Here is a 26,291-nt window from a genome sequence, read left to right on the forward strand (position 1 = left end):
CTCATCTACCTCTCTCATTTTAGTATTCTGATACGGTTGGACTCATCGTTAGGGTAATATCCAAGTTTCCGTTCCTGCACCTGACAGCATCGAGGAATTCTTTCTGGTTCGTGAGATGATCAATGGCAACCAGGTATACAAGCTCATACAAACTACCCAGCTCGGTCGTTCTAACCTTTCTCAACTCGTAATCAATCTTAAAAGTCTTGAAGATCTCATCAAAAGCTTCTTCGTACCCCAAATTTTCTGGGATCGTGACTTTCAGCAATTTCTGTGCGGATTTTTTAGCTCCAAATTTGATAGCTTTCAGAAAAAACATGAGTAAGCAAAGAGCAATCGTGAACAGCACCGCGTAACCGAATGATCCTACGCCGCAAGCCAGTCCTGCAGCCATTGTGAATAAGACGAACGCGATATCTTTCGGATCTCCGGGAGCGCTTCTAAACCTGATAATGGAAAATGCTCCGGCAAGACTAAAAGCTCTAGCGATGTTGTTGCCGATCAACAGGATAATAACCGCTATAATCACAGGCAGCACAATCATTGTCAAAGTGAAACTCTGATTATACATAGGTTGAGTTTTCATATAAGTGAAGCTGATAATCGCACCTAGTGCGATAGAAATCAGGATGGTTAACAACGCATGGACTAAGGTTAACTCCGAACTCGATACCGCCTGAGCAAAAATGGATTCTATCATAATTGAATTCTCTCCCCCGCAAATCTTTCATTTCGCATTTTTTTGTATTCATTACCGTACTTGGAGAAGCTTGTTCGAAACATATGGTGTTCCGACAGCATTCTCGACAACCAGAGGGGTATTGTTTTCTCCGCCTTCACTTCCATCAACCATTGCCCGCGGCTGATTAGCGATTCCCCTTGATCCCCATTTTCAAGCTTGAGGTCATACCTCCTAGATCGGATATTCGTATCAAATGTAATCCGCAGATCTCGGTTATTTTTGCAAAACATCGCAATTCGGTCATAAGCCAGATACACTTTGGGCTGCAGGTCATATCGCTGAAGGAAGTATTTGATTTCCTGGATAACTTGCTTGTTCATATAAGACTTGAATTCCGGCTCAACACCAGAGCGGGCAAAATCATAAGCCTCGTTCAGCATTAGCGCCGTTCTTCTTTTGTTCACTAAACCGAATACCTTCTTCTTAAGCTCTAAGTACACCTTGCCATCCTCTTCAGGAATGCCGTAGGCTCTTATTCGGAGTTTCTCCCTGTACTTTGGTTTCGCCAAGCTATTCCTGATTAAAGAATCATGTTCGGTATCGTAATACATGTTGCTTATCGAATAGAACTTATCGTTTTTGTTGTATTCATCGAGCTCCATATATTCAAGCAATCGGTTATATAAAACGTAAAAGGCTTTGCTATCCATCAGATACTTGTTTTCATATCGGTTGAATACTTCAATCGCCATGGTGATGTTCCCCTTTCTCCTTTGCAAGTGCTTGCTGCTTCATGTCTGTATATTAGCCCTCGAACCTTTAGTGAAACTTAAATGTCGAATGCCATGTTAATTTTTTGTTAAGCTCTAGGCTCGTGTTAAGATTAAGTTTGATTAAAGGTTCGATCCCTATAATGAAGTCATGCAGCGCGGCTTTATCAAACTGACATAAAAAGGGGAAGCATTCATGAGAATATTAATTGTAGAAGATGAAGTTCATTTAGCTGAGGCTTTAACCCAAATCTTAAAAAAACACAATTACTCCGTCGACGCCGTTCATGATGGCCAATCTGGGCTGGATCATGCATTAAGCGGCATATATGATCTGTTATTGCTCGACATTATGTTGCCTGAGATGGATGGCATCACCTTATTGAAGACAATTCGCAGCAAAGGGATCTCGACTCCCGTTATCTTGCTTACAGCTAGGGGCGAAATATCCGATAAGATCTCAGGTCTGGATTACGGCGCAGACGACTATGTAGCCAAACCGTTTTCGACCGAGGAACTGCTCGCGAGAATTAGAGCGGCTTTAAGACGCAAGGGCGAGGTTGTGCCGGAGGATGCGTTAAAGTTCGGAGATATCGAATTGAATACAGGGAATCTCAAGCTTACGTGCAAAGGAAAGGAACTCAAGCTGATTTTAAAAGAAAGCGAATTACTGGAGCTGCTGATGTCGAGGAAGCTTTCGGTAACATCTAAAGAACAGATCATCGAAAAGCTTTGGGGTTTCGATTCCGAGGTTGAACATAACAACGTGGAAGTTTACATCTCATTTTTACGAAAAAAAATTGCATTTCTAAATTCGTCAGTCCGAATAAACACCATTAGAGGCGTAGGCTATGTATTGGAGGTGACCTCCTAATGTTCAGCAAGCTTCGCAATCGATTTCTTATCGCTAACTTGGTCATCATCTCTTTCATCATGCTCTTGGCCTTTGCTGCCATTTATACGATTACCTATCAGAATGTACAGCGCGATATCGAAATGGAGCTGCATAAAGTATCCGACTTCTTCCTCAAGCCTAGCGGAAAAAAGGGAGAGCCGCGACCAGACGGGGATCATCCCCCACAAGAGTCCAAGGTAAATGCCAACCTTTCGCCGGAACGCTCAGTCTCTTTCTTATTGCAAACAGACGCACAGTGGAAGATCACAGCCACCAAATCCCGATTTGACATGGACACCGAATTCTACGACCTGGCAATAAAGAAAGCCGCCTCCAATAACTCGGATAACGGCCAATTTAACCTAGATGGCAATACATGGGCTTATATCGTGCAGAAAAATGAAACGGGAAATTCCGTCGTCTACCTCGACGTCACTGCTCAGCAGAACATCCTTAAGAATCTAGTTTATACGTTCTCCATCGTGGGATTGGTTATGCTCATCGTCATCTTCTTTACGAGCCGATTTTTTGCAAACCGCTCCATCGCTCCGGTCAGAGAAGCCTTCAATAAACAGAAGCAATTTATCGCCGACGCTTCCCACGAATTGAAAACGCCATTAGCCGTCATTAACACCAATGCGGACGTTCTCTTATCCAATAGCGAAGATACGATTCACAATCAATCGAAGTGGCTGCACCGTATCAAGTCAGAGACGGAAAGAATGAAGACGTTGACCAATGATCTCCTGTACCTAACTGAAATGGATGATTCCAGAGCAAGTATGATTTTCACGAACTTCAACGTGAGCGAATCTGTTGAAAGCGTCATTCTAACGATGGAAGCCGTTATGTTCGAGAACAATATTTCACTGAATTATGAGATTGAACCTAACTTGACCCTACACGGCAACAGCGAGCAAATTAAACAAGTGATCATGATTCTCTTGGATAATGCCATCAAATACACCAATGCTAAAGGATCTATCTCACTAACCTTCAAGAAGCATCATAACGATATTAGGCTAAAGGTGACCAACACAGGCGAAGGCATCTCACCCGAGCACCTGGAAAGAATCTTCGACCGCTTCTACCGCGCTGATGCATCTCGTTCACGCAAGCAAGGCGGCTATGGCCTGGGACTAGCTATAGCCAAATCCATTGTCGAGCAGCATAAAGGAAAGATTTACGCGAAAAGTGTACTGAATGAGACCACGTCGTTTTACGTTCAACTTCCATAAGGGTAGGACGAAGAGCCACAGACCCCGCTAATGAGCTTCTTTTCTGTAGTACTACAATTACAGCTAACGAAAAAAAGCCCCATGAAAGGGCTTTTCAGCGTTTCTTCACCACTATTTACGGTACGGTTTAACGTAACACCGCTAAGGCGATATTTTCAAAATTTGCTGGATAATCGGCGTAGCTCCACTAACCATAAACTCAATGGCAATCACCATAACAATTAGTCCCATTAAACGCATTAGCACATTGTTGCCTGTTGGACCAATCAATCGATAAATTGTAGTTGAGTTAACAAGGACAATGTATGTAAGCATAAGTACAACCGCAATCACAGCTATTAATATAATCTTCTCCATAACATTTGTCGTAGATTCCATAAGAACAATTCCATTAGTAATTGCACCAGGACCACAAATCATTGGAATAGCCAATGGTGTAATGGAAATATCATTTACATATGCATCGACATCCGCTTTATCAACCTTTGTACGAACAAGCCGTGCCTGAAGCATATCCTGTCCCATTAAAATGAAAATAACCCCACCGACAATCTTTAAACTGTTAATTGAAATGTTGAAAAAGTGAAATACCCATTCGCCCGTAGTTGAAAAAATGAGCAATGTAAAAAATGAAACAATTACTGCTTTACGAGCAGTATGGACTTTCTTCTGTGCTTCAAGATCGGCTGTCATCGACATAAAGATGGGCATGATGGCAAGTGGATTAATAAGTGTAAAGAATGAAGTGAGGCTCAGCAATAAAAATGATGTGTACAGTTCCATGTAGTATCTCCTAGTTGTATGCTCTTCCTTGTCTATTTTTTAATAGTTCTTAATCCGTATTGGTCATGTCCTTTTCCAAAGAATGAATTCCCTGCTTAATGGCCACCATTCTTTTGGTTCCCCAATCATACATCATATCAACTATGGGTATAAAGTCATCCTAAGTTCAGTCATGGAATATTCAACCTTTGGGGGGACTTCAGGATATACTCAATTCGATACACACCCTAAATCTTTCCTCATAATCATACCGTTATTTATGATACGGTTCCCCCCGATTTATCCGCATCGCACGATAAATCTGCTCCACCAGCACCAGCCGCATCAGCTGGTGCGGCAGCGTCATGCGGCCAAAAGACAGCCGCATATCCGCACGGCGCAGCAGCTCGCTCGATAGCCCCAGCGAGCCGCCGATCACGAAGGCCACCTGGCTTCGCCCATAGGTGGCCAACTTATCGAGCGAGCCTGCCAGCTGCTCGCTCGTCCACATCTCGCCGTCGATAGCCAGCGCCACGACGTACACGTCCGATCCGAGCTTGGCTAATAGCCGCTCGCCTTCCTTCACCCGCACCTGCTGTTCCTCAGCAGGGCTCATGTTCTCCGGTGCCTTCTCATCCGGCACCTCGATCATCTGCACCTTGGCATACGGCCCAAGGCGCTTCACATACTCCGCGATCCCGTCCACGAGATAGCGCTCCTTCAATTTCCCTACGGTTAATATCTGTATATGCATATCCGACAATCTCCCCTCATTTGATCCAATCAAACTCGTCCAGTTCGTGTGGATCGACCCGCTCCCAACCCAAACAAAAAAGGAAGGCCTCCGCCTTCCTCATACAACTAGAAATCGCGCTAACTCCTTGCAGTGTTCGCAGTGCGTCGGCGGCTCCCAACTAGCGAAGTGGGTCTTCTGCAGATCCACAATGTCCGGAGCTTCCTCATACTCATCAACAAACTCATCAATCGCGATTTCTACATGATCTTTACAAACTACATGCATGCAAGTACCTCTCATCCGCAATGTTTCTGTCCACGCATATCTTGTATCTCTTCAAATATCACTTATCTTGTATCTTCATCATTCATCACTTATCCATCGCTTCAACCAATGTAACCACCGCACTCAGCTTCTTACCGCCGCGGTAGTACACCACGTTGACCTTATCGCCGATCTTCTTCTCGGTGTACAAATATTTCCGCAGCGAGATTGTGCTGTCTATTTTGCGGTCATCTAACTGGACAATGACATCCTGCGCTTTGAGGCCCGCATCTTTGGCAGGTCCCGACACATCGAAGACGATAACTCCAGTCTTAACATCTGCAGGGAGCTTTAATACATCCGTCCCTTTAAAAGCTTGCAGTTCCTGCGTCGAAACACCCATCAACGGTCTTTTCACCTTTTGATCCTTGATCAAGCTCTCAATAATTGGCTTCGCACTATTAATAGGAATGGCAAAACCTAACCCTTCCACACCCGTATCTGATATCTTCATGGAATTGATTCCGATAACCTTGCCCTCAATATTCACTAGAGGTCCACCGCTGTTCCCTTGGTTGATAGCCGCATCCGTTTGGATAACATCCATCTCCCAGTCATAATCCGTGCCTTCACGTGCCAGCGAAACCGGTATCGTTCGTTTTGGCGAAGAAATGATACCTTGGGTAACGGTTGGCGAGAATCCAAGTCCAAGTGGGTTCCCTACTGCAATCGCCATCTCCCCAGCTCGCAGCGTTTCGGAGTCGCCAAATTCAGCAAGTACTTTGATGTCTTTTCCATCTGCTTCCAGTACAGCCAAATCCGTAATCCGATCGCGACCGATAAGAGTAGCTTTGCGATGCTCCCCTTGGAAATTAACAATTTCGAACTGGTTCCCATTCTCAACAACGTGACTATTCGTCACAATTCGAACTTTATCACCATTCCTTGCGAAAATAACACCCGAGCCGATCCCGAGTCCGCTCTCTTGCCCTTTATCATCCTTCTTCGAGGAAATTACGCTGACCACAGCAGGCTTTATTTTCTCCGTTGCCGCCACGACCGAATCGTTGATGTTCATCGGATGTGCTTCCGCCATTGCCGCAGAAGCTGGTATAGCTAGCGCCGCCTCAGACGAGTCACTTTTCCCGAAGCCGCCTACTAACCCGATCAGCAAAAGCATGGCCAACGCTCCGCCTACGCCAGCAATGAGGGCCACATTCCGTCTGCGACCCGCGAAGCTTGTGAATGCCCCTGTCCCTTTGGGACGCCAAGAATCCTGGCGCTGTCTGGACCTCTTGGTGGAATAAAAATCATCATCAAACAAACTCATATCGGTCCCTCCTCGCTGATGGGGGTTAAACCATGCCGCTCTCGCCTTGGATTGTTTATTTTATCTTGGATTGTTTTTCGATCTTGCCTTGTATTGTTATATTTCAAAAAACAGGAATGTTTCGTTCACTTCTTGCCTACAATAATAGTAAACCAAATCTCTTAACGAAATACTAGAGTTAACTGAAATTTTAAATCATACAAATAAAGGAGATTGCTCAGAATGAACCGTATTCCTTCCCATTTTGATGAAATTAACATGATTGGTAAGCTCGCTGACCTCAAAGATAGCCACTACCACCAGTCCCTCGTCCTCTCATCTCTCATTCAAGTTCTGATCGATAAGGGTCTCATCACCGCGCAGGAGATCCAGCTCAAATCCAAAGAACTCGACGCTGCGCTTACTCCGAATCCAATACATCCCATTTCGTAGAGCGGTCAAAATATGTATCCATCAGCCGCAGCTGTTTAGCTTCAGGGGCACGCTCTTGTACTATGTTATTCACGGTTAGCCTGGCCAAATCCATTAAATTATGGTCACGGCTTAAATGAGCCATATAGACGGATTTCGTCTTGTGCGTCAGCACGTCACAGAGCGCTTCCCCTGCAGCTTCATTGGATAAATGACCCTTGTCCCCAAGGATGCGACGCTTAATACTCCATGGATAGTGCCCCACGCGCAGCATGTCCACATCGTGATTTGTCTCCAGTACCAAGCTATCTGAATCCGTAATCTTTTCTTTGACTTTCTCACTCATGTATCCCAAGTCCGTTACAACGCTTAACTTCTGTTCCCCTTCATAAAAGCAATACCCCACCGGCTCCGCTGCATCATGTGATATTCCGAATGATTCAACACGCAGCGTACCGAATTCCTCGATACCTCCGGTTTCCATGACCCGCTTATTGCCTTCCGCGATCACACCGATCTGACGATCAAGCTCTTCCCAAGTCTTCTCATTCGCGTAGATTGGCAAATCATATTTGCGAGCCAGTGCTCCAAGCCCTTTAATATGATCTGAATGCTCATGTGTGACCAGAATGGCATCAATACTGCTCGCCTCGAGCTCACGTTCCTTCATTAACAGCTCCATCTTCTTGGCGCTAAATCCCACATCAATCAGCAGCTTGATTTCACCATTGTCAACCACCGTCGCATTACCCGTCGAACCGCTCGACAGTACCGTAAACCTCATACCCATCTTCCCTACTCCTCTATGCCTACATGTCATCCATCTTGCCGTCCATTGTTGACTATCACACTTGCTTACTTCTTATCCTTGCTCTTGTCCTCGCTATTTTCAGGGTTCTCCGTTGTTTTCGCACCATCCACTTGCTTACCAAATGGAGCCAATTCAGACCTTTTCTGTGGAGACTCAACCGCTCCATTGAAAGCTTGCAAATAATAAAAATCTCCGTTATCGATCGTAATCCGCCAATGCGGAAACATCGGTTGCGTTTCTGAATTATACGGCTGTCCGTGATACCCCAGTCTGACTTCCGTAATTATGGTGCCATCACTCAAATAATTGTCCACTAAGCTGCGGACAGCTAACTGTGCGGGGATCAACTTCTGCTCCGTCTGCTCTACTCCTGATTCTACTTCAACGTAAGCTTGACGGTAACTGGTAATTTCTCCATTGTTCTCACTCAACTCCACCGTAACATCGAAGAGCGGAAGTTTACCATATAGCTGAGTGAACACATAGACACCTTTTCTACTACTTGCCGAATCCAATTGGTACAAGCCAAAATTCGGAATTTCCGATTGCGCTTGAACTTCTTTACTAGCCCCCTTTACCAAGAAGATTACTCATGTTAATTGGCGTTCTCAACGTCTTCGGCTCACCGGGCTTCATATTATCGTCATACTTCACGGTAATGACTTTCAACTTTAGTTGATCCGTCGGTAACTCATCCATAAGCCGTATATTTTTATTTTTGAGCGCTTGATTCAGCTCTTCAATGGTACTCGATGTGTCCAAAGCGATTTCCGTCTGATTGGAACGATTGGTGGACCAAAGTTGGAAACCAAGAATCATATTCAACATCAAAAAGGAACAAATCAAAATCGTTTTAGCCCGACTCCAATTCATGATCTGATCTCACCAACCTTTCCTCAGAAATGAAAAATGCTTACTCCATATAATCATACGTACCATCGCGCAGTTCAATAGCCCATGTTGCCGTCAATACAAGCGTCTTTTCCGTTACTACTGGACGATACGCCGGGAAAATAGACACAATACTAGATCGCTTCTGATAATGCTGCAGCCTTTCTTCCAAAGCGTCACCAGACATGATTTCGAAATCACGTCGTTGTACCGTCTTCAAATCGGGAATAATCATCGACCTCTCGAATCCGGAAATAATCCCTTTCTGAACTTGCATTTTCATAGAACCAAAGCCTTCCGGCTGCGGCGTAATAATCGGCAAGGATTCATAGTACTGTCGGAACGTGAACGAGTGATTATCGATTAACTGCTTCTGCGGCGTGCGGGAAACCACATATTTCCCATCCCAGCCGATATGCTGATTAATAAATTTGATTCCAGCCTGCAAATCTTCCAATACCTCTGTTTTACTTTCCACTGGCGCAACAGGATCCGAATACGTAACCCACCGCAGATCTCGATTTAACTGGAAACCACGCTTACTATCCGTATAAATTTCAGAACCATCCCGTTCTTTGAGATAACGTGTAATGCCAGGATCGACGAATAGACTTTGTTTCAATTGGTCTGCCGTCAGCAAGCTATAAGTAAATATATAATTGGGCAGTCGAAGCGGCTTTATTGGGAGATAGTAATCTCCACTGTTTGTCGTTTTGTATAGATTCGTCAGATCACCAAATGCAGCGAAATTTTCCACATCTTTACTTGTAAAATCGGCCCCGATGACTTCGTACCCAACGCCCGGGGAATCTGTAAAGAAGAAAGCACGAACATCCTCGTTATTGTCCTTGGAGTAGATCCAAATTCGCGTTATTTTATCATTATCAATCGGTATTTCGCCTTCAATTCGAAGAAGCTGCTGAAGAATGGTAAAAGGGATACCGTCCCGGAACCGAATCTCAACCCCTTGCTGTTTCGTTCGAACTTCTTCCCAGTTCACATTGACCAAATACATCGATGTTTTGCGAAAGCCTTTAAAACTTCGCTGCTTAATATTATCGAGCAATCGTGTGTAGTAGTAATTGTTTGGATACAGAACAGAGTGCTGCTGATTGCCTAAATGAACGATAATTTGATCAGGGAATAGCATGTCATGCAGCTCCGATTGCTTCCCTAATGTCTCCGTCTGGACATAATTACTTTGTTGGATAGGCTCTATCTTCGGCGGGTTGTACGAAGCTAGATAAAAGCTTTGGTACAAGCTCGTCCCAATCAAGACAACAAGAAGAATGGATTTCAGACTCTCGATCATAGCTCATCTTCCTCCTCTTGCTGAATCGGCAGTGTGAATACAACACGAGTGCCTTGTCCCAGTTCCGACTCCAAAATAATCGAGCCGCCATGTGCTTTTACTATTTCCCGGGCAATAGATAGACCTAACCCTGTACCGCCCATATTGCGGGAACGCGCCTTGTCCACCCGATAAAATCGGTCAAAAATACGGGATAAATCTTTCTTCGGAATACCGATTCCGTTATCTTGGACCGAAATTTCCAGCACATCCTTCTCGATCTTCCTCGCTTCTAGCCGGATGGCCCCTTCATCGCCCGTATACTTAATCGCATTCGACACGAGGTTGTCGAGTACTTGATCAATTTTATCCCGATCGAGCAGCAAACTGGTCACGCCCTGCTCCACATGAATTAGAATTTGAATCTTCCGCTGCTGCAGCTGGAAGGAGAACCGGTCGGCTACCTCCTCCAGCATCTCGCTCACAAGCGTCGAGGATTTACTCATCATCGATTGCTTGGAATCAAGCCTCGATAGATGCAAGAGATCCGTCACTAAACGGATCATCCGCTCCGTCTCGCTGCGCGTAACACTAATGAAGCGTGAAGCCAGCTGCGGCTCCTCGATCGCACCATCATCAAGCGCTTCCAGATAGCTCTTGATCGTCGTCAGCGGCGTACGCAGCTCATGCGACACGTTCGCTACGAACTCGCGCCTCGCCTGCTCCAGCTTCTCCTGATCCGTTACGTCCTGCAGCACCGCAATAATCCCGTTCTGTCCTTCACCTCTTCGGTGAATCGGCGTGAACGTGATACGTACGGATAGCTGCTCATCATCATCGGGGAGATGAATGTCCAGCAGCGTCGTACTAACATGACCTTGGAGGAAACCGCGAATCGTATCCATCGGAATACCGAGTACCTCGGATATATCCAGACCGAGCGTCGTTTCCTCTTCCGTTTGCAGAATCTGCTTCGCCCTGCGGTTAAGCACGATGACATGACCTTTATCGTCCGTGGCAATGATTCCGTCATTCATATTCGTTAAGATCGAAGCGAGCTTCTCCTTCTCTTCTTCATTCAGCGAGAGCGCTTCTTTGAGCCTATTCATCATAAAATTAAACGTATGACCGAGCTGTCCAATCTCATCGGTCCCTTGAATAATAACCTGTTGATCAAAGTTACCCTCGGCGACAGCCGTCGCCTGCTTCGTAATCTCTTTGATCGGATTCGTAATCGTACTGGTAAGAAGCACACCAAGAATAGCGGTTAGCCCCAGAGCGATCAAGGTTCCCGAGATGAGGATGCGGTTAATCGATCGGATCGTTTTATAAACATCTTCCATGGAAGCTATAATGTATACTGCACCCAGGACACGGGCACCGCTGCCTACCGGCTTGGCGATAATGACCTTCCGATAACCATCCTCATCCGTGAAGATCCGTTGGTTATCCTTAATCCCCTGCAGCGCCCTGATGACTTCCGGCTGTGTGTTTTTTTGTTTCAAATGATTAGGAACCGATGTACTAATGACGTTCCCGTTCGCATCTATAATTTGAATTTCCGCATTATTAATGGAAAATAAATTGCTGACGAATTCATTCAAATCCGCATATGTCTTCTTGCCTTCAGCAGCGTTCTTGCTGTCCTGATCCCCTGTGAGGTACGACCCTACAAAGCCGGTCAGCAGCGTCACCTGACTGTTGCGTGAAGTCAAAAAGTCATTCTTGAAATACGTCTCGACTGTCTTATAGAAATACACGCCAATGAGCTGCATCGCGATCAGAATGAGTAAGACATAAATTATAATCAGCTTCGCTTGAATCGATTGAAAGAAGCGGATGCCCTTCATGCTCAGAAGCCTCCGGCCTTAGGACTACGCATTAAGTAGCCGAGGCCCCTGCGCGTCATAATATACTCCGGACGGCTCGGGTCCGTCTCCAACTTTTCTCGTAAGCGCCGAATCGTTACATCGACTGTTCGTACGTCGCCGAAATATTCAAAGCCCCACACAGCCTGCAGCAGGTGCTCGCGTGTCATCACTTTGCCTGAATTTTTGGCCAAATATTGAATAAGCTCGAACTCCCGATGCGTCAAATCGAGTGGTGTACCATCTTTATACACCATGTACATGTCGTTATCGATAAACAGGGCATGAATACGCAATCCATTGCGCTGCGTGTCAGACTCGCTTGGAGCCGACTGCGCTTTCGTCTGTCTGCGCAGGTGCGCCTTCACTCGGGCAAGCAGCTCTCTAGTGCCGAAAGGCTTGGTCACATAGTCGTCTGCGCCCATCTCTAGGCCAAGCACTTTATCCAGTTCTGTATCTTTAGCTGTAAGCATAATGATAGGAGTATTCAGCTTCGAGCGAACCTCTCGGCACACATCCATCCCATCCTTCACAGGCAGCATGAGATCCAACAATATCAGATCGGGCTGCTCAGAGAAAGCAAGCTCTACAGCGCTTCCGCCGTCATACGCACAGATGACCTGGTAGCCCTCTTTTTCCAAATTAAATTTCAAAATATCTGCAATCGGTTGTTCGTCATCCACCACGAGAATTTTACCAAACAAACCTACCACCGCCTACTCAAGGATAAATGACTACGTCCTACTAGGACGAGCATGTAAAGTCAGTCTATTTCCTGCATACTACCCTCTATTTTATCATACATTCAAGTGAGAATACCTCTATCGAGGCAAATCAATATTGAACGACCAAATAGTATGCGTATTCCGGTTATGCCTAAGCTTATTCTTCATATTTTGAAAAAAAGAGACAAGGCCCCCGAGTTGTCCGGTTTGACCTTGCCTCTATCTCATCTTAACGATTTAAATACTTTAATGGGTTTTCCACACTGCCACTTTTGTGAATCTCAAAATGCAAGTGAACACCTGTGGAGTCGCCTGTACTTCCCATAATACCGATTTTATCGCCTTTCTCGACGATAGTACCTTCGGTCGTGGTGATTTTGCTCAAATGACCATATAACGTCTCGTAACCGTTCAAATGATTAATAATGATATAATTGCCGTAATCGGATTTATAACCGCTATCCGTGACTTTGCCGTTATCGGCCGCCATGATATTCCTGTTGCCTGTGATATCAATCCCTTTGTGAAGCTTACCCCATCGCACGCCGAACGTACTTGAAATACTTGGAGAAATGACTGGCCACGCGAACTTCCCTGAGCCTTCGCCTTGAATGACTTTGGTTCCTTTTTTCACCTTAGCCATAACAGGTTTATCAATGATCTCTTCATTCACAAGCTTCTCTTCGGTCATTAAACCATCGACCTTCGTCACTTGTATCGTAACCTTCTTCAGCCCATTCTTCCCAGCGGTTATCGGTTGAACAACACCTACGCGAAGTGAATCATCTTTCACATACTCAGTGTCGTATTGAATCTCCTGATTCTGTACAACCCGTTCTGTTGTCTTAACAGAGAGCGTTGGTTTGAGCACCGTCACATCAAGTTGGTTGCCAATTTTCAGCTTATCATCTTGAATGCCGGGGTTTTTATCATAAATGAATTGCTTCGTAATCCCTAATTTCTTCGCGATACAGGAAACGCAATCTCCTTCGACAACCGTATACTTGGCTGGCTGTACATCACCGGTCTTGAGCTTCTTAACGACATCTTCCGGTTTAGCCAAATCATCGGGTTCGATAGGAACTTCCTTGGTATCCACCTGCTGAATAAACTCTACTTTCTCGAGTTCCGATGGTGCTGTTGTGATATCCTCACCTAACCCTGTTGATAGGACAGCCACCTTAGCGGTTTCCTTGGCTTTAGGCGCAAAGGGTGCACTTACTTGTTCAAGAATCTGATCAGCCGTCTGCTGATCCTTCACAATTGCGATGGTTTTCCCATCTACCTTCAATTCAATGCCGACCGGTTGCGGCACAAGCAGCTTATCAAGTGTTGCCAAAACAGCTGAATCATCAGATTTTACGTTGAAAGCCCTTTCAGACTCATAGGTGACTCCATTTGTTTTCAACACGACATGTACATCTGGGAATTTTTGTTGCACTTCTTGCGGTTTTCTTTGCTTATATTCATCAATAATTTTATTGTCACTTACAATACCTATTTCTTGGCCATCCAGCTTCACATGGTACACATTCACCATGCCTGCTTCTACATATTGATGTCCAGTAAACGTAATTATCCCAGTTAGCGCGATTGCACTAACTCCCAGAGCAAGGGACCATTTATGTCGTTTCATTACCGTTAGCGTCGTTGTTGTCGTTGATTCTTCCAGCTGCTTGTCTGATATTGATTCATTTCCGGTCAAGCTTTCTCGCTTAGGCGTGAATCTCTTGATGAGATCCATGACAAAGCGCATTCCCCTGAAACCTGTCATGATCTTCTCCCTTTGAACGGTTTTGCATCCGTAGATACATAAATAAACCTTGATTAGACATAATATCCATAAAGGATGTCAGCCTTTTGTTAAATTTAACACACTTTCTCTGCCTATTTCAACAAAATACTCGAAATCCATGTGATAGATTCGTGTCCATCACCAAAAGAAGGCACTAAAAATTCAATTTTTTGTATGAAAATCCAAGAGATTATGCGCATTGCTCCAAGGATTGACGAATTAGCATGAAAATTGAAAGGGGACATCAACGATGGAAGTTAATTTGGCGGCCACATTCCAAAATAGGGATAATTTAGAGCAAGCGGCTGAAGTACTTAAACTACAAGGTGTACTAGATATCAAATTCGATAATGGCGTAGTACCTAGTTCTGATCAACAAGCTGACAGCTTCATTCAATCCGTAGACAGCTTTGCTGCTGAGCCTTCCTTTGCACTCATGGTAAGTGTTGAGAAGTCACGCTATCGCCAAGCTGAGGATACGATTATCAAATACGGCGGACAACTCCATTAATACTTGCTTAGGATATCTGTAAGCTGCTTCAATTCCTTCTCACTTAAGTGCTTTTTAAGTGTGTCATTGACTTGCTTTAACTCCTCTGTGGTAATCCCATCTTCGAGCAAAACGGATAGATTCTGCACGTCACTTTGCGGCAGCTTGGCAACAACTAGAGAAAATATTTTCATCTTATCGTCGCTAGAGAGTGCTTCTTTCTTTTTGGCAAAATCCTCCGTCGACATGACGAGTTCCTTTTTCTGCTCGTTCGCTTCACTTCGCGCTCTTCCCATAACGGCTACGGCATCATCCTTGGCTCCTTGGGAAGCATCATCACCGTCATTAGAACTAACTCCACTTGTGGGAAGTTGATCGTTTGGACTAGGGCTAGATAGGCTTCCAGACGGGTTGAGACTAGGAACAGGCTTCGTAGGTGCAGGGCTTTCAGATGGGGCAGCTTGCTTCCCCCCGTCTCTACGCATAACTATATTCAGCTCCCCCGCCAATCTTGCAGCAAATTCGTTAAATTGAACCTTTTTACCCAAAGCTGGGATCTGATATTGTCGAAAAATATCCTCCACATACATGTTTACAACATACCATGTCGTAAACATCGAAATCGATGTAATCAGGACTGTTCCAATGACGATCTTACTTAACCATGCTATTATTTTCATACTCGCTATCACTCCTGGCGCAAAATCATGTTCCTCCCTCCCAGTATTGACGAAATCATCTCCATTAAATCCCTTTTTGATAAAAAAGAAATCCTCTAAGCTGTAAACAGCCTAGAGGATTTCTTAAGTTATTCAGGAAAAGCGAACATTTCGCCTTATTTGGTTATGATTAAGCGTAGATTGGACGAACTAGGTTCGTTTGCTCACGGTTACGACCTACGGAGAAGATCGCGATTGGAATACCTGTCAGTTGGGAAACACGCTCCACATAATGTCTGGCGTTCTCAGGCAGATCGCTCAACGTACGTGCGCCAGTTACATCTTCTGTCCAACCTGGAAGCTCTTCATATACAGCTTCACACTCGGAGATAGCTTTCAGGCTAGCTGGGTAGTGCTCAATTAACTCGCCGCGGTACATGTAGCCAGTGCAAATTTTCACCGTTTCAAGACCAGTCAGAACGTCAATGGAATTAAGGGACAAGCCTGTGATTCCGCTAACGCGTCTTGCGTGACGAACAACAACGCTGTCGAACCAACCAACACGACGTGGACGACCTGTTACTGTACCGTATTCAAAGCCTTTTTCACGAATCCAAGCACCGATTTCATTGTCCAGTTCTGTAGGGAACGGGCCATCGCCGACACGCGTCGTGTACGCTTTTGCCACACCGATGATGTTGTGGATCTTCGTTGGGCCTACACCAGAACCGATGCATACACCACCTGCGGTTGGGTTCGAGGAGGTAACATACGGGTATGTACCTTGGTCGATATCCAACATAACGCCTTGTGCGCCTTCAAACAATACTCTGCGTCCTTGATCAATGTATTGGTTCAATACAACCGACGTATCCGTTACATATGGACGAATGACTTCAGCGTACTCGAGATATTCTTTGAGAATTGGTTCTACATCAAGACCCTGTGAACCGTAAACTTGCTCAATCACAACATTTTTCTCTGCAACGATGCGTCTAAGCTTCAATTCAAACTCTTCCGCGTCCATCAGATCAGCGATACGAATACCGTTACGAGCTGCTTTATCCATATAACAAGGTCCGATCCCTTTGCGGGTCGTACCAATTTTGCTATCACCTTTACGATCTTCTTCCAGACCATCCATCAATAAATGATACGGCATAATGACATGCGCGCGGTCACTGATGTTAAGGTTCGTCGTTGTGAAACCATTATCATGAATGTAGTTAATTTCTTCAATGAGCGCAGCCGGGTTAATAACCATGCCATTCCCGATTACACAAGCTTTATCTTTGTAAAAAATACCTGAGGGAATCATCGTTAGCTTATATTTCTTCCCGCTAATAATGATCGTATGGCCTGCGTTGTTACCACCTTGATAACGAGCAACGACCTCAGCAGATTCCGCTAAGAAATCCGTGATTTTCCCTTTCCCTTCATCTCCCCATTGCGTACCGACAACAACAACCGTTGACATATGCACTTACCTCCGTACGGTGACGAATCACCCATAATGAGCCGTTATGGCTTTTAGTACCACAGAGAGAAGTTGGACTTCATTAAAGCGCTAAAGCGTCTAGCGTCCATCGTACTTTCCCTCTGGCGATGCAAATACCTCTATACACCGTTGCATACTTGGCGAACCGGTTCAGAGGGCTTACTCACCGCAAAGGAACATCCAGGTTTCTTCGGCAGTCATCTGCAGGAAGTGAACCTACCTTACGGCATGAAAAACGACCTTATCTCGAAGTTGCCTTGCGAAAAGCAGGCATTCGACCAAGGTTTTTTTCACCGTCTCTAGTGTAGCAGTCCCCCTGAGCAAAGTCAATTAAAAACGAACAATTACACATGTGCCCGTATAATCGTTCGGATATTGCGCAAACTAATAGGTTAGCCCTCTGAAAATTAAAAAAAGCAGCCGTCAATACTGCGCGGCTGCTGCTTCTTGGTGACTTCGATCCATATTCACGAACTTATTAAATTGCTTCAAGAAAGCAAGCTCTACGGTTCCTACAGGACCGTTCCGCTGCTTAGCAATAATAATTTCGATAATATTCTTCTTCTCGGATTCCTTATCGTAGTAATCGTCCCGGTAGAGGAACGCTACGATGTCGGCATCTTGCTCGATGGAACCCGATTCCCTAAGGTCAGACATCATCGGACGCTTGTCTTGCCGCTGCTCTACACCCCGGCTCAGCTGCGAGAGCGCGATGACCGGAACGTTGAGCTCACGCGCAATTTGCTTCAGCGTACGGGAGATCTCAGAGACCTCCTGCTGACGGTTATCGCCTTTGCCGCGGCCGGCAATCAGCTGCAGGTAGTCGATGAGGATCATGCCGAGCCCCTTCTCCTGCTGCAGACGACGGCACTTCGCGCGGATGTCCGCGACCGTAATCGATGGTGAATCATCGATGTAGATGTTCGCTTCGGACAAAGCGCCAATCGCCATCGTCAGCTTCTCCCAGTCGTCGCCCTCGAGATACCCTGTCCGCATGCGGTTGGCATCGACGTTCGCTTCCGCGCAGATCATACGCTGTACGAGCTGCGCCGCGCCCATCTCCAGGGAGAAGATGGCGACGGTTTCCTTGGCCCGCACGCCAACGTTCTGCGCAACGTTCAGCGCGAACGCGGTCTTACCTACGGAAGGACGGGCGGCCAAGATAACAAGGTCCGAACGCTGGAAGCCGGACGTCATCTTGTCCAGGTCAATGAAGCCCGAAGGGATCCCCGTTGACCCTCCCTTATTCGAGTAAAGCTGCTCCACTTTCTCGAATACTTCCATGAGCACATCGCGAATAACCACGAATCCGCTTGAGCTGCGGCGCTGCGAGATCTCAAGGATCTTCGCCTCCGCCTCGCTGAGCATTGACCCTACATCGTCCTCATTGGCATAGCCATTGGAGACGATTTGGGTCGCCGTGCGGATAAGGCGGCGCAACATTGACTTCTCCTCGACGATAGCTGCGTAGTAGTCAATGTTTGCTGCTGTTGGCACCGCATTAGCCAACTCAGAAAGATACGTCACGCCGCCAATCTCTTCAAGCTGCTGCTTGTTCTGTAGGCGCGATGTGAGCGTGATCAGGTCGACGGGCTCCTGCTCTTCTGCGAGTTCTACAATCGACTCGAAGATGCGTTGATGTGTACCACGATAGAAGTCGTCGCTTGATATCCGCTCCATGGCGGTAATCAAGGCTTCGCCGTGAATCAAAATAGCACCGAGTACGGCTTGCTCGGCTTCTATATTTTGTGGGGGTACACGATCCATAAACATATTATCTCCGCTCATGCTGCTGTACCCGCCTTTCTTTTCGTTAGTTAGTTTAATAGGCTTGCATCACAAATGGATGAGAAACTCTTCAATCGCTTTCTATCATCCATGGTTCATCTTTTAGTCTTCTGCTTAAACTACTAATCTATCTTTCATTTCAAACTCAACGAACTAGTGACTGCGTCTACAGACCGTTATTCGTCCTATTTCAGCAACTTCATACGCTAGGAACCTTACCAATTCCTAAGTTTCCGCCGTATGATCGAACAGTTTGCTACTCCAAGTACTCTGGATATTGGGCTATTAGGTATCTAATTTGGTGCCTAGAAGTGGCACAACCAGCTAATCTATCATTTCAGGTTGCACTTTACGATTTAAACTTCACTCTTTGATCTCTTAAACTCTCTTACGCTCTCTAAACTCTTAAATATCTCTACAGACATCTAATAAAATACCTCGAAGTAAACTACGAAAATTACCTTGTAGATTCACTAACCGCGGTATAACCTCACAATAGATAAGAGCCCCTCCAAGGGACTCTAACCTGCATCCATGTTCTTTCTCCGTAACGCATTTTTCTCTTGCTCTGTAACGCTGTTCTCTCTTACTCCGGAACGCCCGTCACTCCGCTTCTTACTTCTCTTCCGTCACGTGCACGTTCAAGCTAGCCGTTACTTCACTGTGCAGCTTCACAGCAACCTTCGTCACACCAAGTGTACGAATTGGATCTTCCAGCACGATTTTGCGCTTATCGATTACGATCTTGTACTGCTTCTCTAGAATCTCTGCGATTTGCTTGCTAGGGATGGCTCCGAATAGACGTCCACCTTCACCGGCTTTCGCCTTGATTTGAACGGTCATTTCACCAAGCTTCTCACTGAGTGCTTGAGCATCGGCTTTTTCTTGATCCTTGCGGCGCTGCTCGGCTTTTTTCTGATTATCCAGCACCTTAACGGTTCCTTGTGTAGCTGGAGCAGCAAGTCCCTGCGCGATTAGGAAATTCTGTGCGTAGCCCTCAGATACTTCTTTCACTTCGCCCTTCTTACCTTGGCCTTTTACGTCTTTTAGTAAAATGACTTTCATTCGAAAAGTCCCTCCTCTTCCTGCATTTCCTCAAGTACTTTCTTCAATCGATTCGTTGCTTCCTCTAAAGTGCCATCTATCTGCGTAGCTGCATTCGTTAAATGCCCGCCTCCGCCCAGACGCTCCATAACGATCTGAACGTTCATCTGTCCTAGCGATCTTGCGCTAATCCCGATCAATCCGTCCGGTCGTTCGGCGATGACAAAGGATGCCATAATATTCGTCATATTCAACAATGTATCAGCTACTTGCGCAATCATCAACTGAGAATATTTGCGATTTGGCTCAGCAACTGCCAATGCGATATGCTCGTAAATCGTTTCTGTAAGTTTTATGACCTCTGCTCTCTCGATATACGAATCGAGATCTTCCTTCAGCAAACGCTGGATTAAAGAGGAATCAGCACCATTTCGGCGCAAATAGGATGCCGCTTCGAAGGTTCTTGCTCCTGTACGGAGGCTGAAACTCTTCGTATCCACCACGATCCCAGCCAGCAGCATCGTTGCTTCCAACACTTCCATGGTTAGCTTCTCATTGATATATTGAAGCAGCTCCGTCACAAGCTCACACGTTGAAGACGCATACGGCTCCATATAAACCAGTATCGCATCATGGATGAACTCCTCACTACGGCGATGGTGATCGACCACCACGACCCTGTGTGTCTGCTGCAGCAGCTTAGGTTCGGCTACCATGGACGCCTTATGTGTGTCCAAAACAACCGCCAGCGAGCGCTGTGTCGTAATCTGCATCGCCTGTTCCGGCGTAATGAACCAACGATGCAGCCGCTCATCGGCAGCAATCGTCTCCATCACCTTCTGAATCGAAGGATTGACGCCCTCCAGTACAATGTAGCCTTCCTTCCCGACAACCTGTACAGCCTTCAAGACACCAATCGCTGCGCCAACGGAGTCCATATCAGGGAACCGATGACCCATGATGATCACTTTATCGCTATCCTTCATTAGATCACGCAAAGCGTGAGAAATGACTCTAGCTCGAACCCGCGTACGCTTCTCAACCGCATTCGTTCTTCCGCCATAAAAGGAAAGTCGCTGCCCGACTTTGACCGTTACCTGATCGCCGCCGCGGCCGAGTGACATATCTAGTCCCATCTGTGCCATTTGACCAAGTTCCATGAGCTGCTCAGCTCCTGAGGCGATCCCAATACTAAGCGTCAAAGGAAGCTTATTTTCAATCGTCAAGTCCCGCACTTCATCCAGGATCTCAAAACGCGTTTGTTCCAGTTGGCGCAAAGCCTTCTGATCCATCAGAATAAGGAAACGATCCGACGACGTCCGGCGCAAATAGATCTGATACTTCTGAGCCCATTCGGTAATCTCACCAGTCACCTTAGCCAGCATAATACTGCGGGTCTGATCATCGAGACCTTGCGTCGACTCCTCTAGATTATCCATCATTACGATGCCGATCGCTGTTTTCTCATCTTCATACTTCTTCGCCAAAATCGCTTGCTCCGTTATTTCACGGAAATAAAGCAGCCGCTCCTCAGGCCGAATCCATACTTGATAAATAAACTTTCCAATGGACAGCTCCAGCTTGTCACTTTTGTCGTTTTTGTCCTTTTTGCTTTTCAGATCTGGGAAGAACTCAAATAGCGACTCGCCAATGACCGAATCCTTCTCAAGCATTTTTGCTACAAAAGGGTTGTGCCATTCGATGCGCTTCTCTTCATTATATAAAATAATACCGATGGGAAGGCCACTCATGACTTCATTGCCCGCTTTTTTTACCCGATGTGTAATCGTTCCGACGTACGTATTTAATTCTCTACGAAAAGCAGTCTCCGCTTGCAGCGTAAAGTAAGCTAATACACCACAGATCAGGAAGGCTGTAAGGCCCAGCCACCATTTGAACATATAAATAATGGCTGTCAAAATGATGAGTAGGACGAAAATCCACACGATATGTTGACCGTGCCACCGCTTCAAAAGGAACTTCGGCATTCGAACTAGCTCCTAATCCTATTTATTTTTCTTGAACCGTTCTCGGATTGGAAACGCAACATCAAATACCCCTAATAAGCTGTATACGATAAATAAAGGAGGCATGAAGCAAACTAATACAATCGCCACGATTGGTAATATAGGTTTCCACTTGTTTGCATGGGCAACAAAGAATAGAAAGCAAATCGCCTGAATAGCAAAGGCTAGCATAAGCATCGGCATCGCATTCATTAGTAGCGTAGAAATCAACGAAATTGAAGCCGGATTAGTAAATAAATCTAAAACAAATACGACTAGATAGATCCAGACAAGCGATTTCTGCAGCATCCACTCCCTCATCGGGCGTAATCCTGGAATCCCTTCTCCAGTTTTGTTGAGCAGCCAGCGGCTAATGCCGTGGGACACAAACGTGTAGAATAGGGCTATGAAAATTAAATATAAAGGAATCACTTGCACGATGAAATTAACATACCAATCCTGATCTTTCGGTAAAATATCGCGAATTCCTGGAGGCATAGTCGCTATACTTTCCATCATGAATTGCTTGAACTTCGCAACCGGATCAAATCCGAGCGCGTACCCGATAACGAGACTCACCAGTGACTCTGCCAGAATCGTGATAATTCCTGCCGTTAATACTGATCTTGCCGCGGCTTTACGTTTATATAAGTTACCCATGACCAGAACAGGCGGTAAGAAGAATAAAGAAACCGACATGAGGAATATCCCTTGCCATTGGGTAAGTATATAAACAACGAGCAAGCTGAGCACATAGCTAATGACGAAACGCCTTGTACTTGATTTTACATATAACATTAGAACTGGAATCATGAGAAAACTAAATGTGAAAATAATAAAAGGCGTCATTAAAGATAGCAATGAGACAATCGTCACTGCGCTCCATATGATGCTTTGCCAACTTTGTTTCCCCAACCGGGCTCACCTCTTACGTAAATGTTCTTCTAACGATGAAATGTCGCCGTACCAGTCCTCAAGTTGATGGCCCTCTTGGCGGTGCTTCTTCATTTTCTCTACAATAGCTTCGTCTAAACTGTGAAAGGAAATGCCTAGTCTTCTGCCTAGGATGTAACCGCTCGAAATTAAGCTGGCTAATCCATCTACAATTTTCACATGGCTGCCTTCCCATATGCCTTTGAGCAGATGAGCCACATGATCTACGACTTCTGTCTTGAGCCATTCAATGACTTTGGCCCGTCTGGCTAGGTCAACATCCTTTTCCCTATTCAGCAACCGTCATCTCTCCTCATTAGCAATGACTATTGTGTCAATTATACCACAAATAGGCACAAGAAAAGAAAGCCTCTACAGAGCTGTTCGATCTCCCTGCGTTGATGGTGTTGAAATCACTAGAAATTCGACAGCTTCGAAGGATTCGTTACGAATTTGGTGCGGAATACCGGCCAAGATCGTACAACCTTCCTGGGACTTCAGAGTGATGATCGTACCATCGATCTACATCTTAGCTTCTCCACTTAAAATAAAGAAAAACTGCTTCGCCTTTTGATGCACATGCTTGACTTCACTTGCGCCAACCGGCATTCGCTCTTGGATAATTGTCCTATCCGCACCAGCCGTCGCAATCATCGCCCCATATGTAGTGTTCAGCCTGCTCTTTGTGGATTTTCACGATTGGTTTCTCCCTTCGTCGTTTGCTTCTTGACATACAAAAAAAGACAGCCGTTAGATACAGCTGCCTTCTTGGTTTAACCCTATTCCGTTGTGTAAGGCAACAATGCGATTGTACGGGAGCGCTTGATAGCGATCGTCAATGCACGTTGGTACTTAGCGGAAGTACCAGTTACACGTCTAGGAAGAATCTTCCCGCGCTCACTGATGAACTTTTTAAGAGTTTCAATATCTTTATAGTCAATGTGCTTGATTTTGTTTACTGTGAAGTAACAAACCTTACGACGTTTACCTTTACCGCCTTTACCACGAGGAGCAAATTTGCGGTCGCCGCGATCTTCACTGTTGTTATCTCTTTTTTGGAAAGCCATTAGTTTGTTCAGTCCTTTCTACTTTAGAATGGCAAGTCATCATCGGAAATATCGATCGGTTTTCCGTCATCAATGAAAGGATCCTGCTGTTCGCGCGATCCACCGCCACGATTGCCACTGCCGCTTCCGCCGCCGTAGCTTGCGTTTGCGTTAGATGATCCGCCTTCTTCGCGATTACCGCCGCTGTTGCTAGATTCAAGGAAACGTACATTATCGGCAATAACTTCGGTCACATAAACGCGCTTGCCCTCATTGTTGTCGTAATTCCGTACCTGAATACGTCCTTCCACTGCTGTTAAACGACCTTTACGCAAATAGTTCGCACATGTTTCGGCAAGTTGCCTCCACGTGACGATATTGATAAAGTCCGCTTCCCGTTCTTTCGACTGAGAGTTCGTGAAAGGGCGGTCTACTGCAAGTGTAAATTGTGTAACAGCTACGCCAGCTGGCGTATATCGAAGTTCTGGATCTTTGGTCAATCGACCGATAAGAATAACACGGTTCAACATGGAACAACCCTCCTGACGAAAATACTGGCATGCATTTAAGCTACGTCGTTTACGATTAAGTGACGAATAACTTCGTCCGAAATCTTAAGTACGCGATCAAGTTCAGTTACAACAGCAGGTTCTGCGTTGAAGTGTACCAGCACATAGTGCCCGTCACGGAACTTCTTGATCTCATACGCAAGACGGCGTTTGCCCATCAGGTCATGTTTGGAGATTTCTCCCCCACCGTTCGTGATGATGCCTTGGAACTTTTCTACCGTAGATTGAACAACTTCTTGTTCAACGTCTGTACGAATGATGTACATCAGTTCATATTTGCGCATGTATTTCACCTCCTTTTGGACTAAGCGGCTCCTCTTTAAAGCTTGTCAGACAAGCGAAGGAGCAAGGAGCGAGGATTCTTATTCAAAACTCGCACCTGAATACTATAGCAAATCGAGCGACAGATTACAAGTTTTTCTCTAATAAACTGCGAAGGAGGAAGCTGGTAACGGGATTCATACATGCTTCCCCTCCAAAGGGGTAATCTAAAGACGATTGTTATTCTTAAGAAGAGGTGATCATCGTGGGTGAATGGACAGAATTCAATGCTGGCGATCATGTTCCTAACGACGGCGAGTATATGGAAATAGGCGAAAATGCTTTTCACATGGGCATCAACAATCCCAAAACCGTTACGTTGAAAAAAGGTGACACTTTCCCGGAAAATAGTAACCACAATCGAAAATGGCATCGAAAAAAGATAACGCTAAAATAAGTTCCCATGACTAGGAGAATGAGCTATGAGAACTACCACGTTTACCTGGCTGTTCACCTTTCTAGGTGCTGCCTTGTGCTTGGTTCATTATTTATTTCATGATCACGATGCCTTTTATATGCTGTTCTACGCGCTCAGTGTACCAGCATGGTTTGCATCAACATTTACGAACATCTATGAAATTTCCATGTTTCGAATGCTCATCATTTATGCGTTAACGATTGCCTCATGGGCCCTTGTTGGGTATATCATTGACCGTTTCTCTGTCAGCTATAGACGTCGGAATAGGAACTATTAGGATTAAAATGAATAGCTGGCCCTTATGTAGTTAAGCTACTTAAGTGCCAGCTATTTTCAATTGAATGATCAAACCATAAACCTGTACCCTGATCCCCAAACTGTTCCTATATACTGGGGTTTAGATGGGATCTCCTCAATTTTCTCTCTGATTCTGGCAATATGAACCGTTACGGTAGAGGTGTCGCTCATCGCATCCATCCCCCAGATTCTCTCAAAAAGTTCTTCTTTGCCAAACACCCGATTGGCATGCTGCAAAAGAAACACAAGCAGGTCAAATTCCTTTTGCGCCAAAATGACTTCATTCCCATTCACAAAAACTCTCCTGGCATCCTTTTGAACCTCAAGGCCTCTGACCTGAATCCTGCTTCCCTCATTCCCATTTCCAAACCGCTCTTTCATACGCTCAAATTTTTTTAGATGGGCACCAACCCGTGCTACCAGCTCACCCGAGCTGAACGGCTTTGTAATATAATCGTCCGCGCCGAGTCCTAAACCATTAATCTTATAGATTTCCTCTGCTCTAGCTGATACCAGAAGCACAGGAATATCATCCTGCTCACGCACTTTTCTCAAAACTTCAAACCCGTCCATATCCGGCAGCATGATATCTAATATAATGAGCTCGAATTCTTCCTCCTTTAGAGCTCTCAAACCCGCTGATCCGTTGTTCACCATCTTAACCGAATAACCGCTCAACTCAAGGTAATCCTTTTGCAAATTGGCGATGCTTTGGTCGTCCTCAACAATCAGAATTTTCTTCATCATAACCTC

30 protein-coding genes and 2 pseudogenes are annotated in these 26,291 nt (G+C 45.5%); 6 read left to right on the top strand and 26 right to left on the bottom strand.

Going from position 1 to position 26,291, the window contains the following annotated elements; all coding sequences use genetic code 11:
* Positions 1-19 precede the first annotated feature (19 nt).
* Both QFZ78_RS22785 and QFZ78_RS22790 read right to left on the bottom strand, forming a co-directional pair.
* The gene (locus QFZ78_RS22785; RefSeq protein ID WP_307550938.1) at positions 20-700 is read right to left on the bottom strand and encodes a DUF4956 domain-containing protein; all 681 of its coding nucleotides are present in this window, start codon (positions 698-700) and stop codon (positions 20-22) included.
* Complete coding sequence (locus QFZ78_RS22790; RefSeq protein WP_307550939.1) at positions 697-1,434, bottom strand: polyphosphate polymerase domain-containing protein; 738 nt, start codon at positions 1,432-1,434, stop codon at positions 697-699. Before QFZ78_RS22790 ends, QFZ78_RS22785 begins: the two co-directional genes overlap by 4 nt.
* Positions 1,435-1,648: 214 nt before the next feature.
* On the opposite strand from QFZ78_RS22790, the gene QFZ78_RS22795 reads away from it, so the two are divergent.
* Together QFZ78_RS22795 and QFZ78_RS22800 are read left to right on the top strand one after the other, a co-directional pair.
* Positions 1,649-2,326: a response regulator transcription factor gene (locus QFZ78_RS22795; protein ID WP_307550940.1), complete on the top strand. Its 678-nt coding sequence runs from the start codon at positions 1,649-1,651 to the stop codon at positions 2,324-2,326.
* Complete coding sequence (locus QFZ78_RS22800; protein ID WP_307550942.1) at positions 2,326-3,585, top strand: sensor histidine kinase; 1,260 nt, start codon at positions 2,326-2,328, stop codon at positions 3,583-3,585. The genes QFZ78_RS22795 and QFZ78_RS22800 overlap by 1 nt, the downstream gene beginning before the upstream one ends.
* Positions 3,586-3,726: 141 nt before the next feature.
* On the opposite strand, the gene QFZ78_RS22805 is transcribed toward QFZ78_RS22800, so the two are convergent.
* The 5 genes and pseudogenes from QFZ78_RS22805 to QFZ78_RS22825 all read right to left on the bottom strand — a co-directional run bounded on the left by QFZ78_RS22805 (position 3,727) and on the right by QFZ78_RS22825 (position 6,677).
* Positions 3,727-4,368, bottom strand: a complete 642-nt coding sequence (locus QFZ78_RS22805; RefSeq protein WP_307550943.1) for a MarC family protein — start codon at positions 4,366-4,368, stop codon at positions 3,727-3,729.
* A gap of 49 nt (positions 4,369-4,417) precedes the next feature.
* A pseudogene (locus QFZ78_RS22810) lies at positions 4,418-4,578 on the bottom strand (winged helix-turn-helix transcriptional regulator); the annotation flags it as partial.
* Positions 4,579-4,621: 43 nt separating this feature from the next.
* Positions 4,622-5,101 (bottom strand): 23S rRNA (pseudouridine(1915)-N(3))-methyltransferase RlmH, encoded by a 480-nt coding sequence (gene rlmH, locus QFZ78_RS22815; protein WP_307550944.1) that lies wholly within the window; start codon positions 5,099-5,101, stop codon positions 4,622-4,624.
* 99 nt (positions 5,102-5,200) lie between these two features.
* Entirely contained in the window at positions 5,201-5,368 is a 168-nt protein-coding gene (locus QFZ78_RS22820) for a CxxH/CxxC protein (protein WP_063860151.1), read from the bottom strand.
* An 85-nt stretch (positions 5,369-5,453) separates the two neighbouring features.
* The gene (locus QFZ78_RS22825) at positions 5,454-6,677 is read right to left on the bottom strand and encodes a S1C family serine protease (protein WP_307550946.1); all 1,224 of its coding nucleotides are present in this window, start codon (positions 6,675-6,677) and stop codon (positions 5,454-5,456) included.
* A 222-nt stretch (positions 6,678-6,899) separates the two neighbouring features.
* Here QFZ78_RS22825 and QFZ78_RS22830 point away from each other — a divergent pair, with 222 nt between their 5' ends.
* A complete protein-coding gene (locus QFZ78_RS22830) occupies positions 6,900-7,109 on the top strand; it encodes a hypothetical protein (RefSeq protein ID WP_029196124.1) in 210 nt (69 codons plus the stop codon).
* Here the strand turns inward: QFZ78_RS22830 and QFZ78_RS22835 are convergent.
* From QFZ78_RS22835 to QFZ78_RS22865, 7 genes are all read right to left on the bottom strand, one after another.
* A complete protein-coding gene (locus tag QFZ78_RS22835) occupies positions 7,078-7,878 on the bottom strand; it encodes an MBL fold metallo-hydrolase (protein WP_029196125.1) in 801 nt (266 codons plus the stop codon). The genes QFZ78_RS22830 and QFZ78_RS22835 overlap by 32 nt on opposite strands.
* Before the next feature lie 65 nt (positions 7,879-7,943).
* A complete protein-coding gene (gene yycI / locus QFZ78_RS22840; RefSeq protein WP_307550949.1) occupies positions 7,944-8,480 on the bottom strand; it encodes a two-component system regulatory protein YycI in 537 nt (178 codons plus the stop codon).
* On the bottom strand, positions 8,464-8,772 hold the full coding sequence (locus QFZ78_RS22845) for a two-component system regulatory protein YycI (RefSeq protein WP_307550951.1): 309 nt from the start codon (positions 8,770-8,772) through the stop codon (positions 8,464-8,466). The genes yycI and QFZ78_RS22845 overlap by 17 nt, the downstream gene beginning before the upstream one ends.
* A 40-nt stretch (positions 8,773-8,812) precedes the next feature.
* Positions 8,813-10,102 (bottom strand): YycH family regulatory protein, encoded by a 1,290-nt coding sequence (locus tag QFZ78_RS22850; protein WP_307550952.1) that lies wholly within the window; start codon positions 10,100-10,102, stop codon positions 8,813-8,815.
* The gene (gene walK / locus QFZ78_RS22855; protein ID WP_307550953.1) at positions 10,099-11,931 is read right to left on the bottom strand and encodes a cell wall metabolism sensor histidine kinase WalK; all 1,833 of its coding nucleotides are present in this window, start codon (positions 11,929-11,931) and stop codon (positions 10,099-10,101) included. The genes QFZ78_RS22850 and walK overlap by 4 nt, the downstream gene beginning before the upstream one ends.
* A 2-nt stretch (positions 11,932-11,933) precedes the next feature.
* A complete protein-coding gene (gene yycF, locus QFZ78_RS22860) occupies positions 11,934-12,653 on the bottom strand; it encodes a response regulator YycF (protein WP_307550955.1) in 720 nt (239 codons plus the stop codon).
* A 250-nt stretch (positions 12,654-12,903) separates the two neighbouring features.
* Positions 12,904-14,448, bottom strand: a complete 1,545-nt coding sequence (locus QFZ78_RS22865; RefSeq protein WP_307550957.1) for a M23 family metallopeptidase — start codon at positions 14,446-14,448, stop codon at positions 12,904-12,906.
* A gap of 271 nt (positions 14,449-14,719) precedes the next feature.
* Here QFZ78_RS22865 and QFZ78_RS22870 point away from each other — a divergent pair, with 271 nt between their 5' ends.
* The gene (locus QFZ78_RS22870) at positions 14,720-14,980 is read left to right on the top strand and encodes a hypothetical protein (RefSeq protein ID WP_307550958.1); all 261 of its coding nucleotides are present in this window, start codon (positions 14,720-14,722) and stop codon (positions 14,978-14,980) included.
* Here the strand turns inward: QFZ78_RS22870 and QFZ78_RS22875 are convergent.
* The 11 genes and pseudogenes from QFZ78_RS22875 to rpsF all read right to left on the bottom strand — a co-directional run bounded on the left by QFZ78_RS22875 (position 14,977) and on the right by rpsF (position 24,786).
* On the bottom strand, positions 14,977-15,639 hold the full coding sequence (locus QFZ78_RS22875) for a hypothetical protein (RefSeq protein ID WP_307550960.1): 663 nt from the start codon (positions 15,637-15,639) through the stop codon (positions 14,977-14,979). The two genes, QFZ78_RS22870 and QFZ78_RS22875, sit on opposite strands and share 4 nt — an antisense overlap.
* Before the next feature lie 169 nt (positions 15,640-15,808).
* The gene (locus QFZ78_RS22880) at positions 15,809-17,095 is read right to left on the bottom strand and encodes an adenylosuccinate synthase (RefSeq protein WP_307550962.1); all 1,287 of its coding nucleotides are present in this window, start codon (positions 17,093-17,095) and stop codon (positions 15,809-15,811) included.
* A 444-nt stretch (positions 17,096-17,539) separates the two neighbouring features.
* Positions 17,540-18,904, bottom strand: a complete 1,365-nt coding sequence (gene dnaB / locus QFZ78_RS22885; RefSeq protein ID WP_307436910.1) for a replicative DNA helicase — start codon at positions 18,902-18,904, stop codon at positions 17,540-17,542.
* A 615-nt stretch (positions 18,905-19,519) separates the two neighbouring features.
* Positions 19,520-19,969 carry a 50S ribosomal protein L9 gene (gene rplI, locus QFZ78_RS22890; protein WP_307550963.1) on the bottom strand — a complete coding sequence of 150 codons (450 nt, stop codon included), beginning with the start codon at positions 19,967-19,969 and terminating at the stop codon, positions 19,520-19,522.
* On the bottom strand, positions 19,966-21,936 hold the full coding sequence (locus tag QFZ78_RS22895; RefSeq protein ID WP_307550965.1) for a DHH family phosphoesterase: 1,971 nt from the start codon (positions 21,934-21,936) through the stop codon (positions 19,966-19,968). Before QFZ78_RS22895 ends, rplI begins: the two co-directional genes overlap by 4 nt.
* A gap of 18 nt (positions 21,937-21,954) precedes the next feature.
* Positions 21,955-22,869: a DUF2232 domain-containing protein gene (locus tag QFZ78_RS22900; protein WP_307550967.1), complete on the bottom strand. Its 915-nt coding sequence runs from the start codon at positions 22,867-22,869 to the stop codon at positions 21,955-21,957.
* A gap of 6 nt (positions 22,870-22,875) precedes the next feature.
* Positions 22,876-23,187 (bottom strand): MazG-like family protein, encoded by a 312-nt coding sequence (locus QFZ78_RS22905; RefSeq protein WP_029196137.1) that lies wholly within the window; start codon positions 23,185-23,187, stop codon positions 22,876-22,878.
* 72 nt (positions 23,188-23,259) lie between these two features.
* Positions 23,260-23,584: pseudogene (locus QFZ78_RS22910) on the bottom strand (cupin domain-containing protein).
* An 82-nt stretch (positions 23,585-23,666) separates the two neighbouring features.
* On the bottom strand, positions 23,667-23,954 hold the full coding sequence (gene rpsR, locus QFZ78_RS22915) for a 30S ribosomal protein S18 (protein ID WP_029196139.1): 288 nt from the start codon (positions 23,952-23,954) through the stop codon (positions 23,667-23,669).
* A 23-nt stretch (positions 23,955-23,977) separates the two neighbouring features.
* Positions 23,978-24,463, bottom strand: coding sequence for a single-stranded DNA-binding protein (ssb, locus tag QFZ78_RS22920; protein WP_029196140.1), 486 nt, complete (start codon positions 24,461-24,463; stop codon positions 23,978-23,980).
* Positions 24,464-24,498: 35 nt separating this feature from the next.
* Positions 24,499-24,786, bottom strand: coding sequence for a 30S ribosomal protein S6 (rpsF, locus tag QFZ78_RS22925; RefSeq protein WP_028557223.1), 288 nt, complete (start codon positions 24,784-24,786; stop codon positions 24,499-24,501).
* Between the two features lie 242 nt (positions 24,787-25,028).
* Here rpsF and QFZ78_RS22930 point away from each other — a divergent pair, with 242 nt between their 5' ends.
* Both QFZ78_RS22930 and QFZ78_RS22935 read left to right on the top strand, forming a co-directional pair.
* On the top strand, positions 25,029-25,220 hold the full coding sequence (locus tag QFZ78_RS22930) for a YjzC family protein (RefSeq protein ID WP_307550969.1): 192 nt from the start codon (positions 25,029-25,031) through the stop codon (positions 25,218-25,220).
* 25 nt (positions 25,221-25,245) lie between these two features.
* The gene (locus tag QFZ78_RS22935) at positions 25,246-25,518 is read left to right on the top strand and encodes a hypothetical protein (protein ID WP_307550970.1); all 273 of its coding nucleotides are present in this window, start codon (positions 25,246-25,248) and stop codon (positions 25,516-25,518) included.
* Positions 25,519-25,586: 68 nt separating this feature from the next.
* Here QFZ78_RS22935 and QFZ78_RS22940 read toward each other — a convergent pair whose 3' ends face one another.
* Complete coding sequence (locus QFZ78_RS22940) at positions 25,587-26,282, bottom strand: response regulator transcription factor (protein WP_307555850.1); 696 nt, start codon at positions 26,280-26,282, stop codon at positions 25,587-25,589.
* Positions 26,283-26,291 lie beyond the last annotated feature (9 nt).

Source organism: Paenibacillus sp. V4I5 (genome assembly GCF_030817255.1).
GTDB lineage: Bacteria > Bacillota > Bacilli > Paenibacillales > NBRC-103111 > Paenibacillus_E.